The following is a 15,058-nucleotide window of genomic DNA, read 5'->3' as shown; positions in this document are numbered from 1 at the left end:
GTTGCAGATTAGACCATGCCTGCTTTATGGTCACCTCAAGAAATCTGGCTGCTCTTTTCTGATTCTGTCCCAAAGAGGCTGAAAACTCAGCCATCCCTCATATTCCGTTCCCGTTTGTTCTGCCGTTAACTTTGCATACTCTTCTTCTATAAAAATAGGCTTACCTACAGACTCAGCCATTATCTGTGCTTGACATGAACGTTCCATCGTTATGAACCACCACGCAGCTGAATCTACAGACTGGCCTACAGTTAACAATCCATGGTTACGGAGGATGACAGCTTTGCATTGACCTAAAGCCTTAGCAATGCGTTTCCCTTCTTCGGATGCGTAAACCACACCCGTAAAATCATCAAATAATGCATGATCTCTGTAAAATTGGCAGGCATCTTGCGTAATCGGATCTAACAATCTCCCTAAGGAAGACCATGTCTTTCCATAGACTGAATGAGCATGTGCCGCTGCAATGGCATCCGGTCGCGCTTTATGAATTTCAGAATGAATGGCAAAGGCAGCACCATTCACAGAATGTTCACCCTCTACAATATCACCTTTATGATTGACCAATATTAGATCCGAAACGGAAATTTGACTAAAATGCATCCCAAACGGATTAACCCAGAAATGGTCTGTATATTTAGGATCACGGACCGTAATATGGCCGGCTATCCCTTCATCGAAACCAAACTTTGAAAAAAGACGGAAAGAAGCTGCCAACCGTTCCTTCCTGTGAATGCGCTCTTCTTCCAATGTATTGAATGTTGCGGGTTGCAGGGAAATTGTCTTTGTCATTTTTACTTTCCTCCTCAATTTTTCCGTTTTTTTGCCGGACCATCAATTAGCCATTGTGTCCATGTCTGCTTTGCCCTTTATATCTTGCTTCACTTCACTTTTGTTTCTTTGATCATTATTCGGACTTAGGAGAGTGATCGTAGTAATGACGACAAAACTAGTAGCGAGCCCGTACAGGATTGGTTGAGTGGAGGAAGGTCCATTAATCACCAATCCGACAATAATAACGATCATGCTGGCCAGAATCGAGTAAAATGCCGCTGTAGCCGTGACCCTTTTCCAAAAGAAGCCAAGGATGATCGGAAAGAACACAGCACCGGATAAAATTGCGTAAGCTACATCCAATGCAACTAAAATATCTTGAATCCATATCGAAACGATTATGGTCAATACACCAATCGTTAAAGTTGTAATTCGGGATGTTTTTAAAAATTGACGTTCATTCATTCCCGGACCGATATATTTTTTAATGATGTCATTAACAACTAAAGTTGACGAAGCGAGCAAAGTTCCTGAAGCTGTGGACATTAGGGCCGAAACCACACTTGCAATGACAACCCCCAATAGGCCAGCAGGTAAAGTTTCCATCGCTATACTGGTAAATGCATTTTGGGGATCGCCTAAATCAGGAAGGATAATAAAAGCGCACATTCCAATGATACTGATTGCAATCGCATAAAAAACACTATATATTCCCGCTCCAACCGTTCCGCCACGAGAAACAGCTTTGGTTCGTGCGGTAAAAAGACGCTGCCAAATATCTTGGCCAACAACTACCCCTAGAGTAAATAGTAGGAAATATTGAAAAATTGTTTCTCCGCCAATGTTGCCTAATTCGAAATGTGAGGCAGGGAGATTTTCTTTAAGCGAGCCCCACCCTCCTGCCTTAGAGATGCTCATCGGAAGCATGACAAAGAAAATGCCGATCGTCATGATGACGAATTGCACGACATCAGTCATGGTGACTGACCACATACCTCCTAATATTGTATAAAATAATACGATCCCACCCCCGACTATCATGGAAACCGTTAAATTCCAGCCAGCCAAAACATGTAAAATCGTCCCCATCCCAATCACTTGCGTTACAGTCAGCATGAATGTATAGATAACAGAGACAAGTGCACTGATCAATCTTGTCTGAGAGTTGTAGCGCTTCTCAAGCATTTCACTGATCGTCAATACTTTTAAATTAAATATCTTATTTGTTAAAAACAACCCGATAGCGATTATGCCGAGCCCGATCATCACCACTAGCCAAATACCGGATATCCCAAACTGATAACCTAACTTTGCTGTCCCTAGAGTAGAAGCCCCCCCTAATATCACAGCAGCTAAACAGGATAAATACATAAAATGACCAAGATTACGTCCTGCCACAATGAAATCATCTGCTGTTTTTGCCCGTTTGGATCCGATTACTCCCACAATGATTAAAACAGAAAAATATAGAATCATGATCGATATATCCAAAATATGCATTTACACATCTCCTTTTGGGCTTGTATTGTTCTTTCGCTTTGTAAAGAGGGAAGAAAGGACTTCAGCGATTCCTTCCTTCTTTACAGTTAAATGAAGGAACTAATTGTTAAGCTGGGTTTCCAAATCTCCGACTCTCTCTTTTTTCTCCAGTTTCCCTTTTTTTGCGAGGGCGATGAGTGTGATGAATTCATAGACAATATTAGCGGCTGCGGCAGCCGTGATTTGTCCGTGATCGTATGATGGTAAAACCTCAACAAGATCGAATCCAACAAAATCTATATTCGTCAAGCCTCTCACCAAAGCCAAGGCATCATCAATGCTGGCACCGGACACTTCAGGGGTCCCCGTTCCCGGAGCATAGACCGGATCTAAAAAATCAATGTCAAAAGATAAAAACACCGGACCATTCGCAACACGCTCATGAATGACCCCCAGCATCTTTTCAACCCCGAGACGTTTATAATCGTTTGTCGTATAAACGCCCAAACCTAAATCCCGGGCATCTTGAAGATCTTCCGGTCCGTACAGTCCGCCCCTCATACCAATTTGAAGAGATCGCGATACATCGATGAGCCCCTCTTCTATTGCACGGCGAAAAACGGTTCCGTGATTATACTTTTGATCAAAATAACTATCCCAAGTATCAGAGTGAGCATCGAATTGAAGCAGGGCAACAGGTCCATGTTTTTTTACGATCGCACGTAACTCCCCTAGTGTAATGGAATGATCGCCTCCCAATGAAATGGGAATGATCCCTTTTTCAATGACGGGGGTAAGCTCTGCTTCGATTTTTTTATATGTTTCAGAAATATACCCCGGAATGATCGGGATATCCCCATAATCTATTCCTGATATATAGTCAAAAATATTAATATCTTGTTCTGGATTATAAGGACGTAAAAGGATTGAAAAATCGCGAATGGCCTCCGGTCCGAATCTCGCACCCGTTCTAAATGATTGCCCGGAATCAAAAGGAATCCCCGTAATGACAAAATCCATATGTTCATCTACCCGTTCAACAAACGGGAGCCGCATAAACGTACGCACTCCACAAAAACGGGGTGATTTGAATGAGTCTTTCGGTTGATACTTCATCATGTAACATCCTCCTAAATTCTAATTCTGCCATAATTTTTTTCACACCACTGCAATTGCAGCTGCCCTACAAACTTTCATCTTTTCTAATAGAATGGCTATGGAATTTCTATTTCTATCTATTACATAAGCAAGATTCAGGCCAACTATTTTGCTGTGGTATATGGGGCTTTTCGTCATTTTGTTTCATTCAACTGATTAAAAACTTAATCATTTTCTTGTTTTTTGATTTATTTTTTGATTATTTGGACTTTTTGATTTATATTTTAATTAAACAGCATCCCAAAACCCAAAGGAGCGGAACTTATGTACGATGATATGCTGGAGGAAGAACTAAATAAGATTATTGAAACATCGAATAATAACATTCTCATTACCGATCAAGATGGGATCATTTTATATTCCAACCCAAAACTTTGGGAGATTTATGGTATGAAAAGTGACTCTTATATCGGTACCTCCGTCTATCAATTAGAAAGTGAAGGCCTTCTCACGCCTTCCATCAATGCGATCGTTTTAAAAGAAAAGAAAGCGAAGCGCATAATGCAAGAAACGAAAACGGGTCATGTTGTCATGTCGACAGGCTATCCCATTTTTAATAAGGAAGGACTTCTCGTTAGGGTAATCAGCTATGGTCAGGATCAAACCGAGATTTTGCAATTGCAGGATCAATTTGAGCAATTACAACGAAAAATAAAAGGCTATCAAACGGAAGTCGAGGATTTAAGAGAGAAGGAACTGGATTACCATTATTTGATTGCCAGAAGTAATGAAACGAAGCATATTTTAAAAACGATCCATAATGTTTCAAAAACCGATGCCACGATTCTCTTATTAGGACCTTCCGGTGTAGGGAAAAGCACTTTTGCCCGTGCTGTTCATGACCAAAGCAACCGAAAGAAAGAGCCTTTTATCGAAGTGAATTGCAGCACGATACCTGAAAGTTTGTTTGAATCAGAAATATTCGGCTATGAGCCGGGATCATTTACAGGGGCAAATAAACAAGGGAGGCAAGGCCTGATTGAGCAGGCTGACAGCGGGACGCTTTTCTTAGATGAAATCGGGGAACTCCCACTTGCCATGCAAGCTAAATTACTGAAAGTATTACAGGAAAAAAAGATAAAGCGCATCGGCGGAAAAAAAGAAAACCATATTAACTTCCGCCTGGTTGCAGCAACTAATCAAGATTTGAAGGAGATGGTAAGTCAAGGTAAGTTCAGATTGGACTTATTTTATCGTTTGAATGTGATTCCCATCCAAATACCGGCATTACATGAACGTAAAGAAGATATCCCTCTCTTAATTCAGCATTACTTACAGAAAACCAATGATAAATACCAGAAATTCAAAAAAATCCATCCATCGACTTATGAAATTTTGACTCATTATCATTGGCCCGGAAATATACGGGAATTAGAAAACTTAATTGAACGGCTAATCCTGACCATCGAAGAGCCCATTATATTTCCCGAACACCTTCCCCAATCCATCACAGGGCAAATAGAACAGCCTGAAGATTCCACCTTCCTGGCAATCGAACAGGAAGGTGAAGAGAATTTCGATTTAAAGAAGACACTGGAAAAGGTTGAAATGCAACTGATTGCAAAAGCATGGAAACAATGTAAAACCACATACGAAATGGCAGAACATTTAGGCATCAGCCAGCCAACAGTCATCTATAAATTAAAGAAATACAAAGAGTATTTGTAAATGCATCTGACTAAAATCCCTGTAAACCATGAATGGCCCTTAGCTAATTAAAGCTAAGGGCGCATTTTGAAGCCTTATATGACAGCAATTCGAAGTGAAACTATGAAGATTATCGACAATAATACCAATAAAAAGTCCCTCAAAAAAAATCCACATTCAAGTTGAATGGGATTCAAAATATCACGTTTCCAAATTATTAAAGTTACATCTCACATTAATTCAAACGGATGATCGTCAGTGAAGCCCCTCACCAACTGTTAGCGACCAGTCACAACGGTAAACACAGTGTTGGTTCCATTCACTGTGAATGACCTGAATTTTGGTTACTTGGAAGCGTAAACCGATTGCCCCCACTTCTCCTGTTGTACCGGTTGATCCAGTAGCTCATTATTCCCTTTGTACGGTTGCACCTGTTACTTCCTGCTCCCTTTTCTTCACATTTCCATGATTGTCTCCATTTTAATGAAAATAAAAGATATTTTACTATATCAACAGAATTGGAATTACATATATCCTATTTTGAGTTGAATAAAAAAGAGGCACCCATAATGGGAGCCTGAATTTTTAGTGAAGGTAAGCCATTATATGTAAACGGTAACCATTCCGCATCCTTATGCTAACACGATGATTGAGAAATGGGATATTCCACCCAGTAACTTAGGAATATCTTTTCTATTGTACCGAATTTAACAGGCTAGCTTATAGTCGGTTATTTCACGGCCTTTTTTATAGCTTTCACTTCATATAATGATCCTTCCGAACTGACGATATATTCAGGCTTTGGTTTCCCAAGGTTCGCTTTATGGCCTGCGATATGGGCTTCACTCTTTTCCCACTGCTTCCAATGCGCCTCCGACTCCCAATTGATCATAATGATGACCTCTTCATCCCCGCGACGCACTTTTTTCACCATCACACTTAAATCGATGAACCCTTCCTGCTTTTCTATGATCCCTTCCCCACTGAACCGTTTTACTACTTGTTCTGCATTACCTTCTTTTACCACCATTTTTCTCATCTGGACGAACAATCTGAACAACTCCAATCGATATACTTATAATGAATCATTTTATTCGATAACGATTCTCATTGTCAATTATTGAGACTTCGACTTAAGTGCACTACTTAAAACTCCAAATCCAAAAACAAAATAAAAAATGGATCAGGAAGTTATGGCATATCTTCCTGACCCACTTTTTATTGTCATTCACCTTTTATCTTTAAGACTTTTAGGAACATAGTCATTCAGTTTATTAAATAAAGAAGTAATGTAGGAGCTGAGTTCGAAACGATCCTCCTGAACAAATTCAACTAACGACACTCCATTCTTTTTCATAACTTTTCCCCCTTTAGTTTTTATCCCGGTGCATAAACCTTTTCAGGGCACTAATACCAGTGAATTCTGCCATTTGCCGAAATCCATAACTTCTCTCCATTGTTTTCTTTATTTGATTATACAAGAAAGCGCTTACAATGTAAAATATTATAATACTAAAGATTGCTATTTAATTAGAATGTTCCAGTTATATAAAGCTACATATTTATATTTTTAAACTATGCTGGCCTTTTAGGTGCACTTTCTTAATCAATTACTACTTGTCTTGTTCACAGTGTATAAAATTTCATGAAATGCCCTTCAATATTTCAGTTAATCGCAGGAACTCTTCCTTATCACGATTTCTTAATGAGTGATCGATTTCTTTTTCGATTTGTGCTTTCCGGTAATCACTAAGGGCCTTTTTCAAAACCATTTCAGCCATCTCTTCAGGTTCAAGCGATGTTCCTGGCAATTGCTTCTCCATACGAAACCAACTCCTTAACCTTTTTTCTATTATACTAAATAACTTGGAGATTATTATTATTTATTAACTTCTCCTTTCCTCTTTTTTATTTCCTTATCCACATGATTTCCACTTTGCCACTCTTCCATACATAAAAAATACTAAATGATTTGAATTTAAAACTTTTCATTTTATCCGGGAATATCGAATCGTTTATTTCCATTACTTTAGAATTAATTATATTCCATTACAGGTGATTGGAGCTAAGTTATTCGCTTCATTTTTTTCAGAAAAGTCAGAAATATGTTGACCGGTATGGATAAGCCCTCTAAAATAATCTAAATAATCCAGTTTTTTACTTATATTCATTAACCATCATTTTTGTTCTTTTCGGCTTTATTATTGTTGAAAACAATTTTGATGAAAAACTTAGCATTAAAGGAGCATTTATCATGAAAAAAAGTCGAGTTCTTTTCGCAAGTTTAGCCGGTTCCGTTATTGAGTGGTATGATTTCTATTTATACGGGACAGCTACTGGCCTGGTTTTTACAACTCTATTCTTCCCCAATCATGATCCTGCCATTTCACTTCTTCTCGCCTTTGTCACTTTCGGGGCTGGTTACGCAGCCCGACCAATCGGGAGTATCCTATTCGGTCATATGGGTGATCGCATCGGACGGAAGGCAGCACTCATGTTCACCCTTATTGGTATGGGAGGGAGTTCAATGCTTATCGGTGTTCTGCCCACTTATGCCCAGGTTGGGTTGGCAGCCCCCGCCATCTTGGTGGTGCTGAGGTTAATTCAAGGGATTTCCTTGGGAGGTGAATGGGGCGGAGCCATCCTATTGGCAACGGAATCTGCTCCAAAGGGTGTCCGTGGGTTATATGGATCAATTCCCCAACTAGGGGTCCCCATCGGTTTGGTTGCCGGTTCGTTCAGCCTGACCCTTATCAGTTCCTTGACAACCGATGCCCAATTTTTATCTTGGGGTTGGCGGATTCCATTCCTTTTAAGCGGTGTACTGATTGCATTGGCAATCTGGGTAAGGAGTGGCATTGAAGAAACGCCGGAATTCCAACAGCAGAAAGATAGCGGCGATCTTGCGAAAGTTCCCATTATTGAAACGTTGAAACACGATTGGAGAAGTGTGCTGCAAGTGATCGGACTAAAAATTGGGGATGGGTTCTTCAATGTATTCATCATGTCCTATGTTCTCGTCTTTACTACACTGTATTTTGGTTATTCCCAAGAGTCAGCCTTGACCGGTTTAACGATTGGCTGCGCTACAATGCTAGTAACCATTCCTGTCATTGGTTACATTTCCGATTTTATCGACCGAAAAATCATCTATTTTGGGGGCCTGATTCTCCTTTTCATCTTGGCCATCCCATATTTCACAATGATCGGGCAAGGAGCCGGCTGGTTCTACTTTATGCAGGCAGTTGTACTCGGCGTCATCTGGGGAGCCATTTTTTCTACACAAGGGACGTTATTCTCGGAGCTCTTTCCAGCCAAGGTGCGTTATACAGGACTATCTGTCGGTTATCAGGTCGCGGCAGCCATTGCAGGTTTCGGTCCGCTGATCTGGACCACGATGGCGGAATCATATGGCCCATCCCCTCTGGTATTTGGCGGATTCATGATGGCAGGTCTCGCAATTTCCCTGGCGCTTTGTATATTATCACCGCATTTCAGCAGAAGGATCAAAAGTGATCAAACACTCAATCCACAAGAGCTGGATTTGAACTGATTCTAAAATCTAATAACAGAGGCTGCACGTCCTTTCACTTGGACAACCGGCCTCTGTTTTTTAGAAAGCACATACCTGTCTAAACTTCCTTAATTCCCACAATCTCCAAAAGATCGGTCAACGTCCGGATTTCATAGGTGGGGCTGATTCCCAGATTATTATCCTTTTGATGGGGATTGTACCAGCATGTATCCATTCCATAATTCAAGCCGCCCTGTATATCTGATGTCAAGGAGTCGCCCACTATCAACGCTTTCGATTTATCTGTAATCTTTAACTTCGTAAATGCATAATCAAAAATCCCTCTATCAGGCTTCTGAAACCCAGCCTCTTGGGAAACTATCAAAGTCTCAAACGTATTGCAAAGGCGTGACCCCCCTATTCTTGCTGTCTGCACTGTCGTGAAGCCATTAGTTATAATCGCCAGCCTGCATCCTCCAAGCTTCTCGCAAACCTCCAAAGCCCCGGGCAGAAGATGTATTTCCTTTCCCAAATGTCTTAGGTACACACGGCCGAACGCATCCGCATCGATATCAAGCCCATGCTTCAGGAACAACCGCTTGAACCTTTCCACTCCCAGATTTGCTAAATCAATAATCCCCTGTTCCAAATCCCTCCATAATACCTTACTGATTTCTTGGTAGCATCCCGCATAATCCTCCGCCCCTGTAGGCAAACCGAACTCTAAGAAAGCTTCATGCAGTGCATTTTTTTCCGATATTCCAAAGTCTAGCAATGTATCATCAACATCAAATAAGATAATCTCGTATTTCATCGCTGCCTCCATTATCATTTTAGTCCAACTTAACACATTTCCTTTAATTACGTATAACTTATTAGATACATGCTAAATAAATACTGCAAGCTTGGAAAACTACAAAAAGGACAGCTTCAAAGGCTATCCTTTTTTGTATGGTTCTTTATGGAGGATGACTCCTAATGGCAAACTGTTATCATATTTACTCTGTCATGACCATGGCGTTTATTCTATGACGCACAGCTATCATTTTAAATACCAACAGAAAATAAGAGACTTCCCTTTGCGGGCAAGTCTCTTATTTTTATGAAGAGCCAACTATTTTCTCTCCTCTCGGCTTTGTACTATTTGAGTCTGGTTCTCTTGTGATGCCAATTTGATTGAATTTATCATTAATGGACAGTTTGTATGTCAATGATCCTGTGCCTGCATCATCAGGCTTGAAAGTTCCTGCATTAGTCCGCTTTCCATCTTTCAGCAACCAAACCTGATACACCTCGGACTCTTGAAGGCTAGGCAAATTCTGAATTTGCACGATTAACCGTCTTTCTTCTCCTTGCTGCAAAATGTATGCAGAACCGTCCGTATTCATATTTACAGCCGTCTTATCGAAAGGCTGCAAAGATAGCGACGTTTTAACCTCCATTGGCAGATTGATGGCCGCAAGTTCTTTTTTCAGTTGAATATTGGAATATAACAGCACAAACGCAAAAACTAGCGCTGCCAACAAAAGACCTGAAGTTACTGGTGTAAACTGCTTAAAGAAAAAACGCCTCCAATTCTTTTCCCTTCTCACCGGAACTTCATCATCCGTCTCAAAGACAAAATTCATAACCTCTGATTTCAGGGAAGAAGAGGGTTCTTTTTCTTCGAAATCCCATTTCAATGACTTCCAGGCTTCCGTCATTTGTTCATACTCCCTAGTGCATTCAGAGCATTGTGTTAAGTGTTCCGCGAATGCTTTTTTTTCTTTTTCACCCAGTTCACCCGATAAAAATGAAAGCAGGTTAGCGCACTCTGTATTCATTTACAAACCACCTACTTCCAAATGCTTTTTCAATAATTTAAGCGACTGGTGAAGTCTGCTCTTGATGGTACCAACCGGTTCATTTTCAATTTTGGCAATTTCGGTTAACGAGTACCCTTTCCAATACAGTAAATCAATCAGTCTTTTTTGCGGCTTGCTTAACTTACTTTTTGCATTGGCAATTTCACTGTGTAATAGCCCATTTTCTATATCATTATTCGGATCTTCTATGTCAATTGGACGACTCATGTCCATGTGTTTATTATTCCGAATATGAACGCTGTCTTTACGGACATAATCCACACACACATTTCGTGTAACGGTCAAAAGCCAGCTTACAAAGTGCCCCTTTTCGGAATTGTAGCTGCTTTTTGTGGTCCAGAGCTTTAAAAAGACCAACTGCACAATCTCTTTGGTTTTATCAGGATTTCCATTTGTGAACTTAAAAATAAAACCATAGATTAATTTAATATGCCTGTCATAAAGTTCTTCCAGAGCAGGACGATGCTTTTTCATTACTAATGCCATCAATTCCTTATCAAGTTTTTCTTTCAATCGCACCTGCAACTCCTCACCAGTAAATTTGGAAAAAACGTGTAACAGGAACGACCATCAATGATCGTCCCTTTTTCTTATTTTGGAAAAACCGTCTTGTTATTTACAATATACCAAACATTTTTCACGCCTTCGCCATTGACATCTCCCGCTGCCTTATCATTCACAAAATAGTAGAGCGGAAAACCTTTGTACGTTACCTGCTCTTCCCCTGTATCTTCCCTTTCAATGGTTCCAAAGTCTTTTTCCTCAAATCCTTTTGGAACAGCAAAATCCCTTTCCATGAACGGCGGCCATTTTTTCAGACAATCACCGATGCAATTGCTTTTTCCTGATTTATCATTCTTGAAAAAGTAAAGTGACATTCCCTTCGAATCAGCCAAGTATTCGCCTGTTGTTTCACTTTCCATTAATTTTAGGGTTTCTGCTTTTTCATCGGCAGTACCACTAACCACTTGATCATTTTGGGATGAATCATTAGCTTCATTTCCACATGCCGCCAAAGCTAGAACCATCATAAAAACTGTAAATACCATCCACTTTTTCATATACTCTCACTCCTCGTCAATTTACTTCCATCCCCATTTTTGAAATACTTGATGGGATTCTTCCGTTTTAAGATAATCAATGAATTGTTTTGCCTTTTTCTTGTTTTCACTCTTACTCGTTATGCTTATCGGGGTTCCTCTATAGAGCTTGTCTTCCTCAGGGAGCCGAACCAGGTCCGTCACATCCGCCAGACGGTAATGCCAGGATTCATATGTGATCCAAGCGTCCAATTTTGAATTTGCCTTCCATAGATTGATAGCTTCAGCACTGGACTTCACTGAAATGTCAATATTCCTGCTAATTCCAGGAATCAATCCTTTCCTTCCAGCCAAATCTTCCCATAGCCCCAGTTGCCCAGCTCCATTAACATCCACAATCTTTACGCCCTTCTTCGTTAAATCCTCCAGGGACTGTATATTCTTTGGGTTTCCTTTTCTAACCAGGATGCCAGCTGACCGTGTATACAATTCTGTACGATTTTTTTCTTCAAGGACCTCCGGATGATCATGCATAAAATCTGTTAGCATATACTCCGATCCTCCATAAATGATATCCGCATCCCGTTTGGCTTGATCAATCCATTTTTCTTCGGGTCCCGCTGTTACTTCAACTTTTATCCCGGTTTCTTTGGTGAATTGTTCCGCCACTTCCTTGATTGGTCCAAGAGGTCCACCTGGTCCATATACTTTTACGACGTCGTTGACAGCTTGCCCCCGTTTCGCACCCATTTCCGGTGAAAATCCTAACAGTACTAGCATCAATGATATCCACCCGATAAAAATGACCTTTTTCAAGTCTATTCTCTCTCCCTTCTAAAAAGCCTTTGTACTATAGATAACGGGACAAACTTCAAAACGGTTTGAAAAAAATTGTTAATTATTTATAACTTGCAGCAAAGCACACTGATGATTTCTAGTTTTTCACTTTTTCTCTCAACAAAAAAACCATTCGAAAACGGAATGGTTGCAGACTGTGGACAAACTCCTTAGTAATTGAGTTTGTCTACTATTTGGCTTATAAAAATTTGACGTTTTGGAATGTAGAGCCCTGCTTTCCACGGGCGCCCCTCCCCACTCAGGTGTCTCGAACACCCGCTCAAATCACCTTTGTTTCAAAATTAAAATAGAGCTCTTTCTACCAGCTTTCATGCACATACTCTTTCAAGTCTCTTAAAACAAGTGGCAGAAAAGGTTAGTTTGAATTGCTTCCCTTTCTCTGTCTTTTTCTTTTCCTCACAACAGCAATCACCAACAATAACAGAGGAATAATCGTTTGCATCAAAATTCCATGAAACGGGAAGGCGATGACATCATATCGACTGACAGCCATAGAGCTAGGATACGACCAAAAGCTGAATTCTACAATCAATATCCCTATAGGCCATACAACAGAACGATAGTCGGAGAGATTCAGCCACTGCGCGGTACCTAAAGCAGCCGCATAATAAAACACGGAAATTTTGACAAACGCTCCTACTATCCATACGGCCATGATGGCGGACTCCAAATGTTCAAAAAAGTCGGCCAAACTGATGTACCGAGATACATTCATCACGGGATAATTCTTTGTGGATGTTGTTGACCCGAGTATAAAAAGAACCATAAGATTCACCACAATCAACGTAATCATCACGGCAAAAACAGACATCATCCCGGATTTCATCCCTTTTTTCATATCGGTTAAAAAAGGGAGGAAAAAAATCATCAGAAAAAATTCACTGAACCATCCACCCGGTACAATCGAGCCCTTGATTGGAGGCATAATTCCATTCCCCAATATCGGGAATATATTCTTAAATTCAAGATCAGGGCCCAGGAGGACGATTAAAATTAGGATTGGAAAGATAAAAACGGGAACCAACAATTGGGCAGCTCTCCCCATCACCTCTATCCCTCCGCGTACGATAAAGGCACAAAGGAGTACCATCGTTGCCATGATCACGCTAATCGGGGTTTTGACCAAAAAAGAGTCGACAATGAATTCTCCGTAACTTCTTAGGATTTGCCCTGTGATCGGGATATAAAAAAACAAGAATAAAAAGCCGAGAATTTTCCCCGGAATCCGACCAATGATCTGTTCACTGAATTGGATAACCGTTTGTTTCGGATAAAGTTTGTGCAGTTTATAAGTGATATAAACCGTCGCATACCCGATGAGAGACGCCAAAATGGGGGAAAGCCATAAATCAGTTTTAGCATATTTCGCTGTGATGCTTGGAACACCGAGAACAGCCGTTGCCACAATCGTTGGATACATCATGAATGCCATCTGTAAAGATGAAATTTTTCCTTTCTCCATCATCTTCCTCCTTTCCGTGATAGTATGTAAATTTGAAATCACAAAGCCCACTGATAGTTTTACTTTTTCATAAACTCTTCAATCGGCTTAAAAAAGAGTTTCAATCCATTCGACTGGTTTCGGTTCCTTTACGATTTCTTTTCCTTACAACAGCAATCGCCAACAATAACAGAGGAATAATCGTTTGCATCAAAATTCCTTGTAACGGAAAGACGTTGACATCATTACGAATGACTTCCATGGAGCTTGGCAACGACCACAAACTGAATATGACAATAAAAATCCCAACCGGCCATACAATAGGTCGATAGCTGGAGAGATTCAGCCACTGCGCTGTACCTAAAGCACATGCATAATAAAAAACGGAAATTTTCACAAACGCCCCTACGATCCATACCGCCATGACGGCGGACTCTACATGTTCAAAAAAGTCGGCCAAACTGATGTATCGAGATACACTCATCACCGGGTAAAGTTTTGTGGATGTGGTTGCCCCGAGTATAAAAATAACTGTCAGATTCACCACACTTAACGTCATCATCACGGCAAACACAGTCATCATCCCGGATTTCATCCCTTTTTTCATATCCTTCAAAAAAGGAAGAAGAAAAATGATCAGGAAAAACTCGCTGAACCATCCACCCGGTACAATCGCACCCTTGATTGGAGGGATTATACCATCCGCCAATACCGGAAATATATTCTTGAATTCAAGATCAGGAATCAGCAAGAGGATTAAGATACAGATTGGAAAAATGAAAACAGGTACAAACAATTCAGCAGCTCTCCCCAACACTTCTATTCCCCCACGTACAATGAAAGCACACAGAAGCACCATCGATGCCATGATCACACCAATCGGGGTACGTACAAGAAAAGAGCCTACAAGAAATTCTGCGTAGCCTCTAACGAGTAGCCCCGTGTTCTGGATATAAAAAAATAAGAGTGAAAAACCGAGAATTTTACCCGGAATCCGACCAATGATCTTTTCAGTGAATTGGAAAACCGTTTGTTTTGGATAAAGTTTGTGAAGTTTATAAGCGATATACACCGTCAGATACCCTATGAGCGCAGCAAAAATGGGGGAAAGCCATAAATCAGTTTTGGCATATTTGGCGGTGATGCTTGGAACTCCGAGAATAGCCGTTGCCACAATCGTCGGGTACATCATGAATGCCATCTGCAGAGATGTAATTTTTCCTTTCTCCATCATCTTTCTCCTTTCTGTGATAGTATGAAAAATTGAAATCACGTAACCTTC

15 protein-coding genes are annotated in these 15,058 nt (G+C 40.5%); 2 read left to right on the top strand and 13 right to left on the bottom strand.

Annotation, left to right across the window (positions count from 1 at the left end; all coding sequences use genetic code 11):
• Positions 1 to 30: 30 nt before the first annotated feature.
• From ACWF5P_RS20500 to speB, 3 genes are all read right to left on the bottom strand, one after another.
• Positions 31 to 810 (bottom strand): class II aldolase/adducin family protein, encoded by a 780-nt coding sequence (locus ACWF5P_RS20500; protein WP_260359181.1) that lies wholly within the window; start codon positions 808 to 810, stop codon positions 31 to 33.
• A 24-nt stretch (positions 811 to 834) separates the two neighbouring features.
• Complete coding sequence (locus ACWF5P_RS20495) at positions 835 to 2,274, bottom strand: sodium:solute symporter (protein ID WP_434167847.1); 1,440 nt, start codon at positions 2,272 to 2,274, stop codon at positions 835 to 837.
• A gap of 99 nt (positions 2,275 to 2,373) precedes the next feature.
• Positions 2,374 to 3,372 (bottom strand): agmatinase, encoded by a 999-nt coding sequence (gene speB, locus ACWF5P_RS20490; protein ID WP_101223388.1) that lies wholly within the window; start codon positions 3,370 to 3,372, stop codon positions 2,374 to 2,376.
• Between the two features lie 303 nt (positions 3,373 to 3,675).
• Here speB and ACWF5P_RS20485 point away from each other — a divergent pair, with 303 nt between their 5' ends.
• Positions 3,676 to 5,079: a sigma-54 interaction domain-containing protein gene (locus tag ACWF5P_RS20485; RefSeq protein WP_260359183.1), complete on the top strand. Its 1,404-nt coding sequence runs from the start codon at positions 3,676 to 3,678 to the stop codon at positions 5,077 to 5,079.
• A 709-nt stretch (positions 5,080 to 5,788) separates the two neighbouring features.
• On the opposite strand, the gene ACWF5P_RS20480 is transcribed toward ACWF5P_RS20485, so the two are convergent.
• From ACWF5P_RS20480 to ACWF5P_RS20470, 3 genes are all read right to left on the bottom strand, one after another.
• Complete coding sequence (locus ACWF5P_RS20480) at positions 5,789 to 6,109, bottom strand: antibiotic biosynthesis monooxygenase family protein (protein ID WP_053533860.1); 321 nt, start codon at positions 6,107 to 6,109, stop codon at positions 5,789 to 5,791.
• Between the two features lie 177 nt (positions 6,110 to 6,286).
• A complete protein-coding gene (locus ACWF5P_RS20475; RefSeq protein WP_260359184.1) occupies positions 6,287 to 6,415 on the bottom strand; it encodes a hypothetical protein in 129 nt (42 codons plus the stop codon).
• 286 nt (positions 6,416 to 6,701) lie between these two features.
• Entirely contained in the window at positions 6,702 to 6,881 is a 180-nt protein-coding gene (locus tag ACWF5P_RS20470; RefSeq protein WP_137019900.1) for an IDEAL domain-containing protein, read from the bottom strand.
• Between the two features lie 431 nt (positions 6,882 to 7,312).
• Between ACWF5P_RS20470 and ACWF5P_RS20465 the strand changes: the two genes are divergently transcribed.
• Entirely contained in the window at positions 7,313 to 8,611 is a 1,299-nt protein-coding gene (locus ACWF5P_RS20465) for an MFS transporter (RefSeq protein ID WP_434167849.1), read from the top strand.
• 79 nt (positions 8,612 to 8,690) lie between these two features.
• On the opposite strand, the gene ACWF5P_RS20460 is transcribed toward ACWF5P_RS20465, so the two are convergent.
• The 7 genes from ACWF5P_RS20460 to ACWF5P_RS20430 all read right to left on the bottom strand — a co-directional run bounded on the left by ACWF5P_RS20460 (position 8,691) and on the right by ACWF5P_RS20430 (position 15,007).
• The gene (locus ACWF5P_RS20460) at positions 8,691 to 9,386 is read right to left on the bottom strand and encodes a YjjG family noncanonical pyrimidine nucleotidase (protein WP_434167850.1); all 696 of its coding nucleotides are present in this window, start codon (positions 9,384 to 9,386) and stop codon (positions 8,691 to 8,693) included.
• Between the two features lie 286 nt (positions 9,387 to 9,672).
• Positions 9,673 to 10,395, bottom strand: coding sequence for an anti-sigma factor domain-containing protein (locus tag ACWF5P_RS20455; RefSeq protein WP_434167851.1), 723 nt, complete (start codon positions 10,393 to 10,395; stop codon positions 9,673 to 9,675).
• The gene (locus tag ACWF5P_RS20450) at positions 10,396 to 10,950 is read right to left on the bottom strand and encodes a sigma-70 family RNA polymerase sigma factor (RefSeq protein WP_434167852.1); all 555 of its coding nucleotides are present in this window, start codon (positions 10,948 to 10,950) and stop codon (positions 10,396 to 10,398) included.
• A 77-nt stretch (positions 10,951 to 11,027) separates the two neighbouring features.
• Positions 11,028 to 11,498, bottom strand: coding sequence for a COG4315 family predicted lipoprotein (locus ACWF5P_RS20445; protein WP_434167853.1), 471 nt, complete (start codon positions 11,496 to 11,498; stop codon positions 11,028 to 11,030).
• A gap of 21 nt (positions 11,499 to 11,519) precedes the next feature.
• On the bottom strand, positions 11,520 to 12,227 hold the full coding sequence (locus ACWF5P_RS20440; protein WP_434169730.1) for an extracellular solute-binding protein: 708 nt from the start codon (positions 12,225 to 12,227) through the stop codon (positions 11,520 to 11,522).
• A gap of 463 nt (positions 12,228 to 12,690) precedes the next feature.
• The gene (locus tag ACWF5P_RS20435) at positions 12,691 to 13,797 is read right to left on the bottom strand and encodes an endospore germination permease (RefSeq protein WP_434167854.1); all 1,107 of its coding nucleotides are present in this window, start codon (positions 13,795 to 13,797) and stop codon (positions 12,691 to 12,693) included.
• Positions 13,798 to 13,897: 100 nt separating this feature from the next.
• On the bottom strand, positions 13,898 to 15,007 hold the full coding sequence (locus tag ACWF5P_RS20430) for an endospore germination permease (protein ID WP_434167855.1): 1,110 nt from the start codon (positions 15,005 to 15,007) through the stop codon (positions 13,898 to 13,900).
• Between the last annotated feature and the right edge of the window lie 51 nt (positions 15,008 to 15,058).

The organism is Peribacillus sp. NPDC055009 (assembly GCF_053608705.1).
This window is presented reverse-complemented; position numbering and strand designations above follow the sequence as displayed.

Bases quoted from the DNA above. Each gene is read 5' to 3' on its own strand.
- ACWF5P_RS20495 (WP_434167847.1), bottom strand. From the start codon at position 2,274: ATGCATATTTTGGATATATCGATCATGATTCTATATTTTTCTGTTTTA.
- speB (WP_101223388.1), bottom strand. From the start codon at position 3,372: ATGATGAAGTATCAACCGAAAGACTCATTCAAATCACCCCGTTTTTGT.
- ACWF5P_RS20485 (WP_260359183.1), top strand. From the start codon at position 3,676: ATGTACGATGATATGCTGGAGGAAGAACTAAATAAGATTATTGAAACA.
- ACWF5P_RS20475 (WP_260359184.1), bottom strand. From the start codon at position 6,415: ATGAAAAAGAATGGAGTGTCGTTAGTTGAATTTGTTCAGGAGGATCGT.
- ACWF5P_RS20470 (WP_137019900.1), bottom strand. From the start codon at position 6,881: ATGGAGAAGCAATTGCCAGGAACATCGCTTGAACCTGAAGAGATGGCT.
- ACWF5P_RS20465 (WP_434167849.1), top strand. From the start codon at position 7,313: ATGAAAAAAAGTCGAGTTCTTTTCGCAAGTTTAGCCGGTTCCGTTATT.
- ACWF5P_RS20460 (WP_434167850.1), bottom strand. From the start codon at position 9,386: ATGAAATACGAGATTATCTTATTTGATGTTGATGATACATTGCTAGAC.
- ACWF5P_RS20455 (WP_434167851.1), bottom strand. From the start codon at position 10,395: ATGAATACAGAGTGCGCTAACCTGCTTTCATTTTTATCGGGTGAACTG.
- ACWF5P_RS20445 (WP_434167853.1), bottom strand. From the start codon at position 11,498: ATGAAAAAGTGGATGGTATTTACAGTTTTTATGATGGTTCTAGCTTTG.
- ACWF5P_RS20440 (WP_434169730.1), bottom strand. From the start codon at position 12,227: ATGGGTGCGAAACGGGGGCAAGCTGTCAACGACGTCGTAAAAGTATAT.
- ACWF5P_RS20435 (WP_434167854.1), bottom strand. From the start codon at position 13,797: ATGGAGAAAGGAAAAATTTCATCTTTACAGATGGCATTCATGATGTAT.
- ACWF5P_RS20430 (WP_434167855.1), bottom strand. From the start codon at position 15,007: ATGGAGAAAGGAAAAATTACATCTCTGCAGATGGCATTCATGATGTAC.